The sequence below is a fragment of the Polynucleobacter sp. IMCC30063 genome (genome assembly GCF_021395235.1).
Lineage (GTDB): Bacteria > Pseudomonadota > Gammaproteobacteria > Burkholderiales > Burkholderiaceae > Polynucleobacter.
This window is the reverse complement of sequence record NZ_JAJVCQ010000003.1, coordinates 242,884-259,157: the sequence shown is the minus strand read 5'-3', so window position 1 is coordinate 259,157 and position 16,274 is coordinate 242,884. Positions and strand designations below refer to the sequence as shown.

General features: G+C 43.0%; 16 protein-coding genes. 1 reads left to right on the top strand and 15 read right to left on the bottom strand.

The window, feature by feature from the left end:
- Positions 1-21: 21 nt before the first annotated feature.
- From LZG75_RS07770 to LZG75_RS07745, 6 genes are read right to left on the bottom strand one after another with little or no spacing between them, the layout of a single operon-like run.
- On the bottom strand, positions 22-765 hold the full coding sequence (locus LZG75_RS07770) for an ABC transporter ATP-binding protein (RefSeq protein WP_233923547.1): 744 nt from the start codon (positions 763-765) through the stop codon (positions 22-24).
- 19 nt (positions 766-784) lie between these two features.
- A complete protein-coding gene (locus tag LZG75_RS07765; protein WP_233923548.1) occupies positions 785-1,561 on the bottom strand; it encodes an ABC transporter permease in 777 nt (258 codons plus the stop codon).
- Positions 1,562-1,598: 37 nt separating this feature from the next.
- Positions 1,599-2,966: an acetyl-CoA carboxylase biotin carboxylase subunit gene (gene accC, locus LZG75_RS07760; RefSeq protein ID WP_233937033.1), complete on the bottom strand. Its 1,368-nt coding sequence runs from the start codon at positions 2,964-2,966 to the stop codon at positions 1,599-1,601.
- Positions 2,959-3,471 carry an acetyl-CoA carboxylase biotin carboxyl carrier protein gene (accB, locus tag LZG75_RS07755; RefSeq protein WP_233937031.1) on the bottom strand — a complete coding sequence of 171 codons (513 nt, stop codon included), beginning with the start codon at positions 3,469-3,471 and terminating at the stop codon, positions 2,959-2,961. Before accB ends, accC begins: the two co-directional genes overlap by 8 nt.
- Before the next feature lie 30 nt (positions 3,472-3,501).
- The gene (locus LZG75_RS07750) at positions 3,502-4,959 is read right to left on the bottom strand and encodes a pyruvate carboxylase subunit B (protein WP_233937023.1); all 1,458 of its coding nucleotides are present in this window, start codon (positions 4,957-4,959) and stop codon (positions 3,502-3,504) included.
- Between the two features lie 30 nt (positions 4,960-4,989).
- Positions 4,990-6,405 (bottom strand): gamma-glutamyltransferase, encoded by a 1,416-nt coding sequence (locus tag LZG75_RS07745; RefSeq protein WP_233923552.1) that lies wholly within the window; start codon positions 6,403-6,405, stop codon positions 4,990-4,992.
- Positions 6,406-6,637: 232 nt separating this feature from the next.
- On the opposite strand from LZG75_RS07745, the gene LZG75_RS07740 reads away from it, so the two are divergent.
- Positions 6,638-7,354, top strand: coding sequence for a GntR family transcriptional regulator (locus tag LZG75_RS07740; RefSeq protein WP_233923553.1), 717 nt, complete (start codon positions 6,638-6,640; stop codon positions 7,352-7,354).
- 7 nt (positions 7,355-7,361) lie between these two features.
- Here LZG75_RS07740 and LZG75_RS07735 read toward each other — a convergent pair whose 3' ends face one another.
- The 9 genes from LZG75_RS07735 to LZG75_RS07695 form a co-directional block, all read right to left on the bottom strand.
- The gene (locus LZG75_RS07735) at positions 7,362-8,255 is read right to left on the bottom strand and encodes a fumarylacetoacetate hydrolase family protein (RefSeq protein WP_233937020.1); all 894 of its coding nucleotides are present in this window, start codon (positions 8,253-8,255) and stop codon (positions 7,362-7,364) included.
- A gap of 21 nt (positions 8,256-8,276) precedes the next feature.
- Positions 8,277-8,672, bottom strand: coding sequence for a RidA family protein (locus LZG75_RS07730; protein WP_233937017.1), 396 nt, complete (start codon positions 8,670-8,672; stop codon positions 8,277-8,279).
- Between the two features lie 27 nt (positions 8,673-8,699).
- Positions 8,700-9,626: a tripartite tricarboxylate transporter substrate binding protein gene (locus tag LZG75_RS07725; RefSeq protein ID WP_233937016.1), complete on the bottom strand. Its 927-nt coding sequence runs from the start codon at positions 9,624-9,626 to the stop codon at positions 8,700-8,702.
- 81 nt (positions 9,627-9,707) lie between these two features.
- Positions 9,708-11,306: a GMC family oxidoreductase gene (locus tag LZG75_RS07720; protein ID WP_233937014.1), complete on the bottom strand. Its 1,599-nt coding sequence runs from the start codon at positions 11,304-11,306 to the stop codon at positions 9,708-9,710.
- Positions 11,293-12,312 (bottom strand): ABC transporter substrate-binding protein, encoded by a 1,020-nt coding sequence (locus tag LZG75_RS07715; RefSeq protein WP_233923565.1) that lies wholly within the window; start codon positions 12,310-12,312, stop codon positions 11,293-11,295. Before LZG75_RS07715 ends, LZG75_RS07720 begins: the two co-directional genes overlap by 14 nt.
- A 30-nt stretch (positions 12,313-12,342) precedes the next feature.
- Positions 12,343-13,140, bottom strand: a complete 798-nt coding sequence (locus LZG75_RS07710) for an ABC transporter ATP-binding protein (protein ID WP_233923566.1) — start codon at positions 13,138-13,140, stop codon at positions 12,343-12,345.
- Entirely contained in the window at positions 13,137-13,895 is a 759-nt protein-coding gene (locus LZG75_RS07705) for an ABC transporter permease (protein ID WP_233937011.1), read from the bottom strand. The genes LZG75_RS07710 and LZG75_RS07705 overlap by 4 nt, the downstream gene beginning before the upstream one ends.
- Positions 13,896-14,036: 141 nt before the next feature.
- Positions 14,037-14,588, bottom strand: a complete 552-nt coding sequence (locus tag LZG75_RS07700) for a superoxide dismutase family protein (protein ID WP_233937009.1) — start codon at positions 14,586-14,588, stop codon at positions 14,037-14,039.
- A gap of 86 nt (positions 14,589-14,674) precedes the next feature.
- A complete protein-coding gene (locus LZG75_RS07695; protein ID WP_233937007.1) occupies positions 14,675-16,273 on the bottom strand; it encodes a gamma-glutamyltransferase family protein in 1,599 nt (532 codons plus the stop codon).
- Position 16,274 lies beyond the last annotated feature (1 nt).

The window sequence follows — 16,274 nt, the reverse complement described above, 5'->3', positions numbered from 1 at the left end:
CTTAAACTACTTTATCTACCCCTACTTTTGATGCAAAAAAGAAAAGCACTTGGCTCTTAATTCCGTAAATTCAAGGCTCATTAAATTCCGTGGTCGTGGCAAGTCGATTGGTAAATCAGCCTTAATAGAAGTGGGCTTTTCAGAAAGAATAATGACGCGATCGCCTAAAAAAACTGCCTCTTCTAAATTATGTGTAACAAAAACAATCGTCCGTTTCAAATTTTTCCAGATATCCAAAACCTCTTGCTGCATTCTTTCTCGTGTCGGTTGATCTAGACTTACAAATGGTTCATCCATTAAGATTAAATCTGCATCCGTTGCAAAAGCTCTGGCAATTGAAACTCGCTGCTTCATGCCGCCAGAAATCTGATGCGGATAAAAACCCTCGAACCCACCAAGCCCAACAATGCGAATCACCTCTTCTACTTTTTGTTTTATTTCGGCTTTCTTTAATTTCTTAATTTTTAAGCCTGTGGCAATATTTTCCCAAACGGTTAGCCACGGCAAGGTAGAGGGTTCTTGAAAAACAAAAGAAATACTATGTTTTTTTGGATTGACGATTTCACCGTCTAACAATACGTCGCCTTTTGACGGTTTTAATAAGCCGCTAAGAATATCAAGTAAGGTTGTTTTACCGCAGCCACTGGGACCACAGATACACAAAAATTCATTTTCTTTAACCGAAAATTGAATATCGCCATGTACGACCAAATTACCATACTGGTGAGAGATAGCAACTTGAAGTTTGGAGTTTAAATTTGTCATCATTTAGCTTGATAAGCCCTTAAAGGGTAACCTGCCATCTCCACTTAAATAAATAACGCTCAGCCATTAGTAGCAATTCATTCAAAACAAAGCCAATTGCACCAATCACAATCATGCCAACAATAATTTCTGGAATCTTTAATAATTCAGCATAGTTCAGCATCATGCGTCCCAAGCCCTCATTAATCCCACCAGCTAATTCAGCTGCAACAATGGTCAGCCAAGCGGCACCCATCGCCACTCGCATGCCCCCTAAAATATCTGGAAGTACGGTTGGCACCACCACATGCATTAAGGTATAAAACTTCGAGGCGCCATAAACGGCTACTACCTTCTTATGCAAAGGTTCAACCCGCTGAACTCCCACTAAGGTTGACGTATAAACCGGAAAAAAAGCGCCAAGAAAAATTAAAAATGCAAAGCGCGTATCGCCTGCAAATAAAATAATGGCCAAGGGAATCCAGGCAATGGGTGGAATAAAGCGAAAAGGCTCCATGACCGAGCGGGTTGAGTTGTATAGGCTTTTATTTAGGCCCATCAACAAGCCAAGTGGTACTCCCAAAAAAACACCCAGATTAAAGCCCAATAAAACCCGATATAAACTCGCCCATGCATGGGCTCCGAGTGAGATACCTTGGGTATCACCTTTTACAAGTAAATTTTTAAATGCCTTGAACACAGCATCTACTGGAGGGAAAAATGGTGAAGCAACCCAACCCGCTAGTAATTGCCATAACAATAAAAATGCTGCTAAAGCAAGGACATTAAGCCCGGCAGCCTTAATGCCTGGATTCATTTTTTTACTAGTGGAACTAAAAAAAGAGCTGAACAATTTATTCCATCCGGTTTAAAAAATTGGTTTCAACAAAACGAGTATGCACATCACCTGTCATAAATTCAGAAGAGCTAATCAGTTTTCTTTGAAATTCACGCGTAGTCTCCACGCCCTCAACTTGCATTTCTAATAAAGCCCGTTGCATACGTGCAATTGCCTCAGCTCGATCACGGCCCCAGCAAATTACCTTACCTAGCAGGGAATCATAAAATGGGGGAATCACATATCCCGAAAATAAATGACTATCCATTCTGATACCAAAACCACCGGGTGCAAAATACTCGTTAACCCTGCCCGGATTAGGTCGAAAATCATTGGATGCACTTTCGGCATTAATGCGGCATTCAATTGCATGCCCTGTTAAACGGATATCTTTTTGCTGCAAACTCAGACCCTCCCCTGCAGCTATTAGTATCTGAGCCTTGACCAAATCAATACCAGTAACCATTTCAGTTACTGGATGTTCAACCTGAATCCGGGTATTCATTTCCATAAAATAAAATTGCTTTGAAATAGGGTCAAGCATGCACTCAATCGTGCCCGCGCTGCGGTAATTAACATGTTTGCAAAGTTGAATGGCTGCATTACCAATATCGGTGCGCAATTTCTCGCTTAACACTGGAGAGGGGCTTTCTTCTACCAATTTTTGATTGCGGCGCTGCAAAGAACAATCTCGTTCACCGAGATGCAAAACATTTTCACCGTCACCCAGCACCTGTACCTCTATATGCCGTATGCCCGTCAGAAACTTTTCCATATAAAGCGAGCCGTCACCAAAAGCAGACTTTGCCTCCTGGGAGGCCTCAATATAGGCCGATTCGACTTGCTCGGCATGATTAACAATGCGCATGCCTCTTCCCCCACCTCCTGCACTTGCCTTTAATAAAACCGGGTAGCCAATTTTGTCTGCGATACTGGCCGCCTCTTTTGCATCTTGTAAAATTCCATTTGAACCTGGCGTGGTCGGAATACCGGCCTCTTTTGCCAGGCGAATAGCCGTAGCCTTATCGCCCATTAAGCGAATGGAAGTTGAACTTGGGCCAATAAAAATATAGCCCTCGCGCTCGCAACGCTCTGCAAAATCGGCATTTTCAGATAAAAACCCATAGCCAGGATGAATTGCATCGACCCGAAAGAGATAGGCAGCCGTGAGAATTTTTTCAACGTTTAAGTAACTCTCACTAGCCCGAGCAGGGCCTATGCACATCGATTTATCTGCCATAAAAACCGGCAGTGATTGGCTATCTGCCTCTGAATACACCTGCACAGTTTCAATACCAAGCTCTTGGCAAGCCCGAATAATACGCACTGCAATTTCACCGCGATTAGCGATTAGCAGTTTTTTAATGGGTTTTGCTTTACGCATTGGGCTTTATTAAAATCAATATTTGGCCATATTCAACTGGCTCACCATCACCAACCAAAATTTCACTTACCACCCCATCAACACCAGCCGGTAATGAATTCATCAACTTCATTACCTCAATAATGCACACTACTGAATCGATTCCGACCTTAGCGCCAATCTCAATAAATGGGGGAGCACCTGGTTCCGGAGAGCGATAAAAGCTGCCAACCATTGGCGCCTTAATACCAACCAAACCAGAAGGCGCCACCATCATTTTTTTACTGACGACCGTTTGTGGTGCAGCACTTACTTCGGCGCTTACTACAGCACTTTGCGCGGGCGCAGAGGCCTGCCCTACGATGCCAGAGCGTTGAAAAGACCGGGTCTGTGAATTGGCAGAATTTTTTCGTAAATCAATTTTAATATCGCCATACTGTAGACTAAACTCCGAAAATTGTGGTGAATCCTCTACTAAGCGAATGATCTCCATCAAATCCTGATAATTTAAATTGCGCTCAGACACCACTATCTCCTTGTTTTAAATTTGGAATCATTAGTACCCAGCAATTTCAATATTCAGGCCAGGTTTAGATACATGTATCCGACTTGTCTTAGGTCGCCGACTCAATTCTTTAATTAACGAAACAACCGAGTGCTCAAAAACATATTCAGTTTTCATTGCGCCTGCTGCTAACATATCATCAACTTGCGATCCAGCAAACATATAGCGCAATAAGCGCTCATCATCACTGGCGTGCGGATATTTCATTCTTAATGCCTTCACGCCTGGTTCGCGCGGCGTGGGGTTTAAACCGATTTGTTTAGAGCCATTCTCTATGATCCGATCCAAAACGCTTGGCTCGACTGGCGCTAATAATTTACCGTAATACCCTAAAGCATATTTTTTAATTTCATTAGGCACAACGCGATAACGCTCGCCATGCAAGACATTTAATACCGCCTGGGTACCCACAAATTGCGCAAACGGTGTAATCATAATTGGGTAGCCGAGCTCTTGTCTGACCCTAGCACACTCATCTAGAAGCGCATCAAATTTATCTGCAATGCCAGCCTGGTCTAATTGAGAGCGAAAATTACTCAGCATGCCGCCAGGTATTTGATGCTGATAGTGAAAAGCGTTATATTCCAAAATCTGCCCAACAGGCTTATCTTCAAGTTCAGCAATGCGCTGAAAATGGGCGCCAATTTCATCAATTACCTCATCATTAATTGATAGGCGATAGCCGTCTAGCCTTAAATTTTTAGCAACACTTTGTGTAGCAGGCTGTGCAGCGCCATTTGCTAGCGGCGCGATCGAAGTATGCAACTGATCGGCGCCAAGCTTGACGGCCTCTAAATACATTAATGGGGCAATACCTGTTAAGCAATGTCCATGAATTTCGAGGGGTACTGTACCCATTACTTTTTTAAGCGCAGGAACTAAAGTGCGAATACGATCAACCGTTAATAAACCGCCAGCATCCTTGAGCATAATGGCATCAACCGTACCACTGGCAATTAATTGCTTAGCAGTTTCAACGTATAACTCATCAGTATGAACTGGGCTTAAGCTGTACGAAAGCGCGCCAAATGTATAAACCCCCAAGGCTTTTGATACCCGCGTGGTGGCTAACATATTAGCAACGTCATTGAGGCCATCAAAAGCACCAACCACCCTAAAGCCGTTGGCAACTAAGCGCTCTACCCAGAGCTCAATAATATCGTCGGGTACAAAGTCAAATGAGGCAATATTTTTACTGCGTACCAATGTCCGCAGTGGCGTTTTTTTAATTAGCTTACGCATCAGTCGAACGCGTTCCCACGGGTCTTCTTTTAAGTAGCGCACACAAACATCAAACTGGATGGTTCCTGCCAAATCAATTTGATCAAAGCCAGCCTGATCAATTTGTTCTGCGATTGGCAGCATATGGGCGGTCGTCATGCGTGTTGCCCATAAGCATTGGTGAGCATCGCGTAAAGTTGTATCAATAATGCCTACGGATTTATCCACAACCATTCCTTTATTCAAGATTATGTTGGCTTATACCCACGCTACGCCCTTCTCAAAGCGATCATCAGTACCAATATGTAAATCGCCATTTGGCGCTCTCAACAAAGCTGAGGTTGGCCCAAAATATTCTGCAGCATGAATTTTCAACCCCTGATAACGCTTAGCTAGCACTTCATCCTCTAGCTCTAATTCGCCATTTGGCGTAACCGAGACACGCAGACGGTTAATTGCTTGTTGTAGATTGCCAGTTTTAGAGCTCATTTCTAAAATAATTTGTAAGATAATTGCTGGTATGCGAGGTCCGCCCGGAGAACCCGAAGCAATTTGATCGCCATTTTTCTTTAGCATTACATTAGGTGAGAGATTGGTCACACAAAGCCATTTCCCAGAAGCGCGCGACTGGCGGAATAAATTGCCAGCGCAATTTAAAACTACCCCCGTTCCTGGAGTTATTAGGCCAGATCCAAACCATAATGGTCCCTGTGTAAAAGTACAAGAAACTGTCATACCCTTGGTATCGCTGATACAAAAATGAGTTGTATGCTGCTCTGCTGCCTTAGTAACTGCAAAAGCCTCTCTTTTATTTCTCCAGCCTATCCGCAAAGCATCTGCAACTAGAGCAATATAATTTTTTTCTGCCTGCAGTTCTTCTAGTCCTATATTCGACAATTGTTGCAGCGCATCTTGGACGATTCCAAAACCAGAAGTTAAGGGGTTTGGGCCATAAATAGTTGACCCGTGAAATGCTACTGGATTACCAACATCAAGCTTGGCCTGCTGCTGATTAAAGTTTTCTTTACTTAACCAGCCGCCATGTTCTAATAAAAATTGGCTAGTAGCAGCGGCAAACTCACCTTGATAAAAAAATCCAACGGGATCCGCTTGAATGTGAGTGAGTGTATTTGCTAGCTCTGCCTGAATAAGGCGATCACCAGCCTGCAACCATTTGCCATCAGGGGCAAAAATGGCCTTAAAGTTGTCTGGAAACTGGTCCGCACGTGCTGCAGCCCAGCTTAAGGCCATTTGTAAATTCTGACCGACAATGAAGCCCTCCTGCGCCGCAGCAATAGCCGTGTTTAGTAATGGCGCAAAGTCTTGTGACCCAAATTCTTGGTGAGCCTTAAGCAAGCCACTTAACACTAAGGGGGTAGAGACTGAAGCAGCGCTACCAAAATAATTTACGCCGATTTTATTAGACGTCAGTAATGCTGGATTGAATTCATTGGCTACCGTAGCATTGAAATCAATGGTTATAGGGATTTCATGGGGCGTTTTTTGAATCACCATAAAGCCGCCATACCCACCTATTCCGCAATTTGCAGGATCAAGCACAGCTAAAGCCATAGCAACTGCAACAGTTGCATCGATTGCATTGCCGCCATGCTCCATCGTTTTAGCACCCGCATCTGCAGCAATTTGATGAGAGCAAACTACCGCCCCACGCATTTTTATCTCCTAAGTGCGATTTAATCGACTATATTTTTTAATTTTTAACAATAAAGCTTAGTTAGATTATTGAGAGTTGGGAAATTTGTCAAGACTTACTATATATTAACTTGTGCAGCGCAAAATTCTAAGGCGCAGCGTAAGATAGTAAGCACTACGGTCCTATAACCACAATAAACAAATGAGCGAAGCCCTTTTTTATAAAAAATATAAGCCTCAACATAGGGTTAACGTGAGGAAATATGAAGTTTTACGTGAATCCATCTTGGCAGCCATTCAAGATGGGTATTGGAAATGTGGGGTCAAGCTACCTACCGAGTTAGAGCTTTCAAAATCTACTCCATTTAGTCTTGGAACAATTCAAAAAGCTATTGGCAGCCTCACTCGCGAGGGATTTTTACAGCGCAAGCGTGGATTGGGCACCTTTGTTATTCCAATTGAAAAACGTATCGGTGGGCCCTGGATCTTTCGCTTTCTTGAAAAAGACAGTGCAGAATTTGTGCCCATGTCGACCCAAGTAGTGAAGAGGAAATTAATCCGCTCTACAGAATCATGGGCCCATTGGTTAACGGCAGGGAAAATAAACGTTCAATTACTCCAAATCAATCGCGTTATTCAGGCCGGGGAATATACTTTTTATAGCAAATACTTTCTTGATCCAGAACAATTTCCAATTATTGCTAAAACTCCATTGAAAGAATTAAATAGCGCTAATTTTGCCGGATTAATTCAAGATCATTATCAAATTTACCTTGAAAAAATTGACCGGACGATTCAATGCATTGCCTTGCCAAGCACGATCAATCAACTCTTGGGCCAAGCAAAAAATACCAAAGGGGTGCTAGTTGAGATTATGGCGAGTGGCCAGCGATCGAAACCGATTTTTTATCAGCAACTCTTTTTGCCACCCAATGGGCCAAGGCTCTTTTTTGGGCAAAGTGGAACATAGCAGTTACTTAATTGCCCACCGTATTTTCCAACTTACCAAGCCCCTCAATTTCGATAGTAATAACATCTCCAGTTTTCAAAGGACGAGGCGGCTTCATCGCATAACCCACTCCAGAAGGCGTACCGGTCGCAATAATGTCTCCGGGCTCAAGAGTAAGGCCAGCTGATAATTCAGCAATAATTCGCGGAATGGTAAAAATCATTGTTGAAGTATTCCCATTTTGTCTCTGCTCGCCATTTACTTTTAAGGAAATTGCCAATTGATGCGGGTCGGCAATGGCAGACTTATGAGCAACCCAGGGGCCAATTGGACAACTACCATCTAGACTCTTGCCCTTAAACCATTGCCCGTGCCGCCGCTGAATTTCACGGCCAGTAACATCGTTCAAAATAGTATATCCAAATATAGCGTCGTTGGCCCTATCTTCAGCAATATTTACCCCGCCCCGCCCAATCACAATGGCTAACTCAGCCTCATAATCCAGCATGGCAGTTAAGCCAGCATGTAGCGGTATTGTTGCGCCATGCCCAATTACAGCCGTTGGCGCCTTAGTAAACAATTCAATAAATTCAGGAAATAAATTAGGTTCGCGACCCTGCGCGATATTGCCTTCAATGATGTGCTCGCGGTAGTTCCGGCCAACGCAAAAAATATTTTTATGGGGGGTTGGTATAGGGGCTAACCATTGCAAATCTTGCACATCAAGCCATTTCGTCGCAGACTGATGTAATTTCGCAGCAATTGCAAGACCCGCATCACCGCTAGCAATTAATTCACCAACATTGCTTGGCGCTAAAGTTTCAGGCCAAATTTCTGTTAAATTTACCAGCGCCTGTAACTGTGAATTTTGAGCCATTCCTAATTGCGGAACACCTTTTGCTTTAAAGGTACAAAAATACATAGAAGCCTTTCAAAAAAATCTTTATTGAATTACTGCAATTGCATTCATTTCGATTAAGTAATCGGGGGAAACAAAGCGCGATATTTCAACCATCGTAGATGCAGGTAATGGCGCTTTAAAGTACTCGCGACGTACTTTATGAATCACATCAAAATGATGCATCCCAATCACATAAACATCAACCCGACATATATCTGCCATCGTCCCGCCGGCTGCCTCAACCGCATTCTTTACATTCTCACAAACCTGGCGGGTTTGCGCCTCCATATCGCCAATTCCCGCAATAGTGCCATCGGGTTTATGCGCGGTCATGCCAGAGATAAAGACTAATTTACCCTTAGCCTCTACTACTGTTGCCTGAGAGAAATGTCCACCTGGTTTTTTAATATTAGTTGTTGAAATTTCTTGCTTTGTCATCAATTTTCCTCAAAGAATAAAATGGCGCTAATCGGGTTGTATATTCAATCGCTCAATAATTGTTGCCCAACGGGGAATCTCTTTATTCATTTGATTAGTCAGGTCTTGAGGGGTACCGCCAACTAGTTCGCCCCCACCAGCGTTCACCTTTTGAATAAGTTCGGAGTTTTTCATCGCTTCGTTTAGCGCTTGATTTAATTTATTAATAATCTCAGGGGAAGTTCCTTTAGGCGCTAATAGCGCCATCCACGACCCCATGTCTAAGCCACTATAGCCAAGTTCTGCCAAAGTAGGAATATCAGGTAAAACATTTAAACGTTTGCTTGAAGTAATCGCCAATGCCCGTAACTGCCCCGATTTGACAAAGGGTGCTGCTGAAGGAACAAGCTCTAAGGCTACATCGGTTCTGCCGGCAACCATATCAGTTAATGCTGGGCCGCTGCCTTTATATGGAACGTGTACCCATTTGACTCCCATGCGTTCTTGAAAGTATTCCCCCATTAAATGTAATACGCTACCAGTACCAGCAGAAGCCATATTCAATTCTTTAGTTTTAGATAACTTAACTAACTCGGCAATATTATTGACTGGTAAATCTTTACGAATTACTACAATGCCTGGATTATTAACAAACCAAATAATAGGCGCCAAGGATTGGCGAGGATCAAAATTCGCTTTTTTAAAGATGGAGGGACTTACTGTTAACGGGCCTGCTGAACCCACTGCAAGCGTATAGCCATCTGGCGCTGCCCTTGCAACCTCTTGCATTGCCAGCATCCCGCCTACACCAGGGCGATTTTCAATGATAAAAGTTTGATTAAACGCCTTTTGTAAAATTTGGGCCATCATTCTTCCCGCTCCATCAACAGCACCACCTGCGGGAAATCCAACAATCATCTTGACTGGACGATTAGGATAATCTGACTGGGCATAAAGATTGCTAGTAGCAAGCAAAAAAATTATATAAAGTAATAAATAAGAGTACTTTTTTATTTTTATATTCATTGATGTCTCCCCAAGATTAATCTATAAAACTTAGCGTCTAGCCAACATTAATGCTGCACCCTTTTCGGCAATCATAATCGTGGCGGCATTCGTATTAGCAGAAATAACAGTCGGCATAGCGGATGCATCAATAACCCTTAAATTATTAACGCCATTGACACGTAACTGAGGGTCAAGAACTGCAGAAAAATCAGATCCCATTCGGCATGTACTAGTAGGATGAAAAACGGTTCCGCCATTATTTCGAGCAAAACTTTCTAAGGGCAATTGTCCAGGTAACTTCTCCTCTTGCCAGAGATTACAAAAACTTTTCTGTCGATAAATTTCACGGCTCATTTCTAGGCCAGCCACTAAAGTTTTTATATCAACGTCAGCAGTTAAGTAGTTTGAGGTAATTTTTGCTTGTTCAAAAGGATTGGTCGATTGAATCTGTAATTCTCCCCTTGATTGTGGTCTACATTGACAGACCGAAACAGTAAAACCCGCGTACTGATGCAAAGGATCGCCAGGCTTATCTACCGATAATGGCATCACATTAAATTGAATATCAGCACGATCATCTTTAGCGTGGACTGTTTTTGCAAAACCGCCAACTTGCCCTGCACCTACTGTTAAAGGCCCCTTCTGCATCAATAACCACTCAAAACCCATTTTTGCTAAACCAAAAGGATTACGTACTTGATTGTTAAGGGAAATTTTATTTTTTAACTGAACAATTGTCCGTGCTTGGTAATGGTCTTGTAAATTTTTACCCACCTCAGGAGAGTCATAAATAATCGGAATTTTATGTTGACGCAACAAATTTGCTGGGCCGATTCCCGAAAGCTGCAAAATTTGCGGGCTTTGTAAAGCACCGCCGCTTAAAATTACTTCAGCATTACAATAATAGCGGTGAATCAATCCATTACTAATGCATTCGATACCAATGGCTTGATTATTGTCAATAATGACTTTTGATACCATGGTATTAATTAGCACAGTTAATCTATTGTCGCCTTCAACTGGTCGTAAAAAAGCTTCTGCGGCGCTTGAACGCCAGCGCCCCCGAATACTAAGTTGATATTTGCCTACCCCATAATCGGTCTCGCCATTAAAGTCTGTGTTCAATGGCAATCCATACTCATGTGCCGCCTCTAGCCAAGCATGGCAAGAGGGGTCATCATTTTTTAAATTAGAAACTCCAAGCTCACCACTCTGACCATGAAAATAACTCTCTTCTCCCGAATAACGCTCAGAGCGCTTGAAAAATGGCAATACACTCTCATACCCCCAGCCAGTTGCCCCCGCACGCTCCCAGTCGTCATAATCAGCGTGCTGGCCACGAATATAAATCAACCCATTTATAGAACTTGATCCACCCAATACCCTACCGCGAGGCCAAATTAATTTTCGGTTACCAGTTTCTAATTGTGGTTCAACCGTAAATAATCGTGAGTAACGTTCATCAAAAATAGTCTTAAAATACCCTACCGGTAAATGCAGCCAAAAGCCTTTATCTTGCTTACCCGCCTCGGTTAAAAGAACAGAAAAACCAGCACGAATTAAACGATTTGCCAGCAAACATCCTGCAGACCCGGCACCAACAATAATATAGTCCCAGGTCTGGGAGGGCGCGTTAGCCTTTGACATTATCCGTAAAAAGTTTTGATTCAAAATAGGTTTTAGCAGGAATAGGATTTTGAATATTCCCAGCTCTGGCATAAAAGTCAGTTACTTGTTGTAACCAGCCTATAGCAGTACCATTTTCAATCAGTTTCTTCCACTCGGCAGCAGTATTGTATTTAGAGGCCTTAAACTGCGCTTGTAGATCGGCAAGAGGCACCTGGCTATAGTTTGCTTTTTGAATAATGGGCAGAATTTCTTCAGAGTTTTTAATCAAATCATCATTTGCAGCCGCCCAGCCTTTAATTACACTAGCACAAATTGCACGATTTTTTTCCAAATAATCTGCCCGCACTGCCCATCCACCAAGAATCGCTGATTTCGGATAATAGGCTGAGGCATCAACTAACATTTTGGCTGAAGGTACTTTATCTCGTACCAAGACATTGAATGGCACCCACAAAGCAACAGCTGGAACAGCGCCAGAAATAAATGAGGTTACAGCTACTGGCATCCCTTGATTAACAATCTCTACATCTTTAGCAGGATCAAGGCCATTAGCGCGCAAAGCGGCATCTAAAAATACATGGGCCGTAGTTCCAATGGTGGTCGCTATTTTTTTACCTTTTAGGTCAGCCCAATCTTTAATGCCTTGATCTTGCCGAACCCAAAGCTGAGCAGTAGCAAATTCAATATTGTTAATAATAAACGCCTTACCTTGTCCACGAGCTGGGAAATTAGAAATAACCGCCCCCGTACTCAGCATATCTAGACTTCCGCCAATCATGGCATTAAATAAATCTAAACCAGTATTAAATTTATAGGGATCAAATTCAATTCCCTCCTTCGCCCACTGACCACGATGCACACCAGTCCATAGTTGACCTGTGACTGCAAGGGTATCAACATAGCCAACTTTTAATTTCACCTTTGATTGGGCAATAGCTGGAAAACCAGTAATTGCCAATGCAGATGCAGATGCAGCGCCAACTATAAATTGACGACGATTAAATTCAGAATTATTTTTTTTCACCATAATCTCCTATTAATAAAGGCTTCTAGTCTAATTGCTAGAAAGTTTTTGTTGCGCCTCATATTCTTTCATAACCAAATCTCTCAGGCGCGACTTAAGAGAAATGAATTGGGGGTCATCATGAATTGACTCATGACGGGGATAAGGAAATGGAATTTCTATCACTTCTTTAATTTTAGCGGGACGAGCAGTTACTACAATAATTTTAGATGATAAATAAATTGCCTCATCTACAGAGTGCGTAATTAATAAAACCGTTTTACGCTCATGCTGCAAAACCTCAAGTAGTAAGTCTTGCATTTTGGCTCGGGTTTGAGCATCTAAGGCGCCAAAGGGTTCGTCCATTAACAGAAATTCTGGATTCGTAGCATAGGCACGGGCAATCGCCAAACGCTGTCGCATGCCTCCTGAAAGAGTGCGGGGATAAGCTAAAGCAAAATCGGTTAAGCCCATCAACTGCAGGTAGCGACTGCATATTTCTTGATGTCGATCTTTGGGCACTTTACTATTTCGTAGAGTTAAGCCAAAGAGGATATTTTTTTCAACAGTAAGCCATGGGAAAATTCCGTACTCTTGGAAAATAACTCCACGGTTCTGAGAAGGACCATTAATTTCAACGCCATCAAGTTTTACCGTTCCTGATGTCGGCTTCACAAACCCAGCAATAATATTCATTAAAGTGGTCTTACCGCAACCCGATGGACCTACTATAGAAATAAATTCACCATCCGAGATTGAGAAAGAGATGTCATCAATAACCCGTAGCAAACCCTTGTCAACTTTAAAATCAACTGTCGCTTTTTCAAAGCGAATGCGATCCTGACTCATTGCGCTTCCACCCTATCTTGCCATTGAATTAATCGCTTAGTCAACGACCTTAAGATTAGGTCCATAGTTAAAGCCACACACCCAATTGCAATAATGCCAACATAAATAACGTCAAGCTGAAAAAATGATCCGGCACTTTGAATGAGTGCCCCTAACCCCTTTTGTGCAGCGACCAATTCGGATGCAACTAAAGTAGCCCAGGCGACTCCTAATGCCACTCGCAGTGCAGTCAAAATATGCGGCATTGTCAGCGGCACAATTACACGCGTAAATATCTCCCAGTCGGTTGCTCCAAGTGTATGGGCTACCTTAATATAAATTGGGCTAATCTGTGCAACGCCCTCATACATCACAATAACGCCTGCAAAAAATGATGCATAAAATAAGATAATAATTTTGGCAGGCTCGTCAATGCCAAAGTAAACAACCACTAAAGGAATTAGGGCGATTGGGGGCAACGCGCGAAAAAAATTAATAACCGGATCTAGAAAAGTGCGGACGTCTTTATACCAGCCAATTAAAAATCCTACCGGCACCGCTAAAGCAATGCCGCTTACTACCCCCAAAAAAACCCGCTGGGTCGACATAATAATATCACCAAGTAAGCGACCATTCTTTAATAAGTCGTAAAATTTAGCAGCCACTTCAGGCGGGCTGGGCATGAGTGAGCGATCTACCAAGCTAGCCGAGATAACGATCTGCCATAGGGCCAATAGGATAAGCCAAGGGCTCAATAAAAGAGCAAGTTGCTTCACTTTGCTATAAATTTTTGCCTCCAATTTATAATCTTATAAATCAGAATAGCATAAGAGCGCAATTCTAAACACGGCTCACATTTAAAATCTAGTTGCCCATAGCTGTCATCCCTTAATGACAGCTATGTAATTGATAAAAATTTACTTGATTAATCCACAAGCAATCCGCGGACCAGAATTTCCAGCTGGCTGAGATTTATAGTCATCAGGATCGCGATGCACTACTACAGAACGACCTAAAATTCCGGTTGCGCTGTTATCAACTGAAAACCCGGTTAACTTAGCAGAATAAGTGGCATTTCCATTGGCATCTGATTTGATATTTGGCATATCACCTGCATGGCTCATATTGCTATTAGGCATACCGTGGTCTTTGGTATCAGGATTGAAATGGCCGCCAGCACTAGTCGCATCAGGCGCAGAGCAATCTCCTTTCTCATGCACATGAAAACCTTGCTCAGCATTGGGTTTAAGTCCAGCAAATTTACCCGTAACCAAAACATCATGACCCTGCCAAATAAATAGGACTTCGCCAGTTGTAGTTGAGCCTGAACGTGGCTCTAATTTGGCAGAAGCCTGTTGTCCATTGCCATGCTTCATAGACTGACATGCACTAAGCGAGATAAGACCAACAGTCCCCAAGGCTAAGGCAAGCGTTCTAAAAGAAAACTGATTTTGATCTAATTTTTGCATGAAAGGTCTCCTGTGTATTTTTAATAACCAAATTGTTGATAATTTAATCGCTAATAAACACTTTAATACAAAATCTAAATGCTTGCTTAATAGGCTGCGACCCCGCCATCACTGCGAGGATCCCAGCCCCCTCGTAATACACCTGAGGGTTCGCGCATAATGCAGCCAGCATGTCCTACAGTTTCATCAAAATCATTGAGTAGCTCAATTTCATGACCAAGAGCAGCAAGGTCGCTAATGACTTGTGAATCAAAGCGTGACTCCAGCTTCAGGCTATCGCTAGTTTGACCCCATGTTCTTCCCAATAACCAACGTGGCCGACTAATCGCAGCTTGTGGATCTAGACCATAAACTGCTGTTCGAGTAAAGACTGCACATTGGGTTTGTGGCTGTCCATCTCCCCCCATCGTGCCATAAACCATGGTACGACCATCCTTAAAAAGTGCTAAAGCAGGATTTAAAGTATGGAAGGGTTTACGTAAAGGCTCTAAGGCATTTAGTGAAGCAGGATTTAACGAAAAACTACAACCACGGTTTTGCCAATTAATTCCTGAGGTTGGTAATACAATGCCAGCACCAAACTCGTGATAAATACTCTGAATAAAAGAAACAGCACAACCTTGTTTATCCACAACGCCCATCCAAATCGTATCAGCCGGACCTTTGCCCTGCCCCCAGGGCAATGCTTTATTGAGATCAATTGCATCCGCGAGTTTTTGCAAAAATGCAGGTTTTAAAAAATCTTGGGAATCACAATGCATATAAGCAGGATCAGTAATAAATTGATCACGAATTTTAAAAGCTTGCTTGGTTGCTTCAACGCAAAGATGCACATACTCAGCGCTATCTAGTTTGAAACGCTGTAAATCTAAACGATCAAGAATTCCCAAAATCATCAGTGAAACAACGCCTTGAGTGGGTGGTGTCATGTTGTACACACTGCCCAAGCTATGCGTCAATCGCAATGGATCTATTAACTTGGCTTCGTGCCGATGCAAATCTGAAAGCCGAATTGGGCTACCCAGAGTTTGTAACTCTTGAGCGATGACGTTAGCAAGAGCGCCGCGGTAATACTCTTCAGTGCCATATTGTGCAATTCTGTGCAGCGTCTTTGCTAGACGGGCCTGTTTAAAAATGCTGCCAGTCTTTGGGCTTTGGCCAGCCACCAAAAAGGTTTCTGCAAAACCTGGCTGAGGTTCTAACTCTTTAAGCTTCTTGGCCGTTAGACTCGATTGACTATGCGTTACAGGAATTCCGTTTTCAGCATAATAAATACCGTCAGCTAAAAGGCGAGTTAACGGTAATTTTCCCCCCAGGCACTTTTGTGATAATCGCTGCGCAGCACCCCATCCAGAAATCGTACCAGCCACTGTGTTCGCTGCTAATGGGCCGCGAAATGGAATCGCCTCTGTAATGCCTTGATCGAAATACCATTGCCTTGAAGCTAGGCTCGCGGCAGCGCCACAAGCATCGATACCACCGATGGCTTTACCAGGAGCATGAATAAGCCAAAAAGAGTCGCCCCCAATCGAATTCATATGCGGATAAACCACGGCAATGGTTGCTGCAGCTGCAACCATTGCTTCAAGCGCATTGCCACCTTCCTTTAATACCGCTAAAGCCGATTCTGCTGCCAAGGAATGCGGTGCAACAGCCATTCCTTGCATACCCCATTTAGCTTGCATA

What these genes read in the sequence shown, in the direction of transcription:
- LZG75_RS07770 (WP_233923547.1), bottom strand. Translation starts at nt 765, where the DNA reads ATGACAAATTTAAACTCCAAACTTCAAGTTGCTATCTCTCACCAGTAT.
- LZG75_RS07765 (WP_233923548.1), bottom strand. Translation starts at nt 1,561, where the DNA reads ATGAATCCAGGCATTAAGGCTGCCGGGCTTAATGTCCTTGCTTTAGCA.
- accC (WP_233937033.1), bottom strand. Translation starts at nt 2,966, where the DNA reads ATGCGTAAAGCAAAACCCATTAAAAAACTGCTAATCGCTAATCGCGGT.
- LZG75_RS07745 (WP_233923552.1), bottom strand. Translation starts at nt 6,405, where the DNA reads ATGCGTGGGGCGGTAGTTTGCTCTCATCAAATTGCTGCAGATGCGGGT.
- LZG75_RS07735 (WP_233937020.1), bottom strand. Translation starts at nt 8,255, where the DNA reads ATGTATTTTTGTACCTTTAAAGCAAAAGGTGTTCCGCAATTAGGAATG.
- LZG75_RS07730 (WP_233937017.1), bottom strand. Translation starts at nt 8,672, where the DNA reads ATGACAAAGCAAGAAATTTCAACAACTAATATTAAAAAACCAGGTGGA.
- LZG75_RS07720 (WP_233937014.1), bottom strand. Translation starts at nt 11,306, where the DNA reads ATGTCAAAGGCTAACGCGCCCTCCCAGACCTGGGACTATATTATTGTT.
- LZG75_RS07710 (WP_233923566.1), bottom strand. Translation starts at nt 13,140, where the DNA reads ATGAGTCAGGATCGCATTCGCTTTGAAAAAGCGACAGTTGATTTTAAA.
- LZG75_RS07700 (WP_233937009.1), bottom strand. Translation starts at nt 14,588, where the DNA reads ATGCAAAAATTAGATCAAAATCAGTTTTCTTTTAGAACGCTTGCCTTA.
- LZG75_RS07695 (WP_233937007.1), bottom strand. Translation starts at nt 16,273, where the DNA reads ATGCAAGCTAAATGGGGTATGCAAGGAATGGCTGTTGCACCGCATTCC.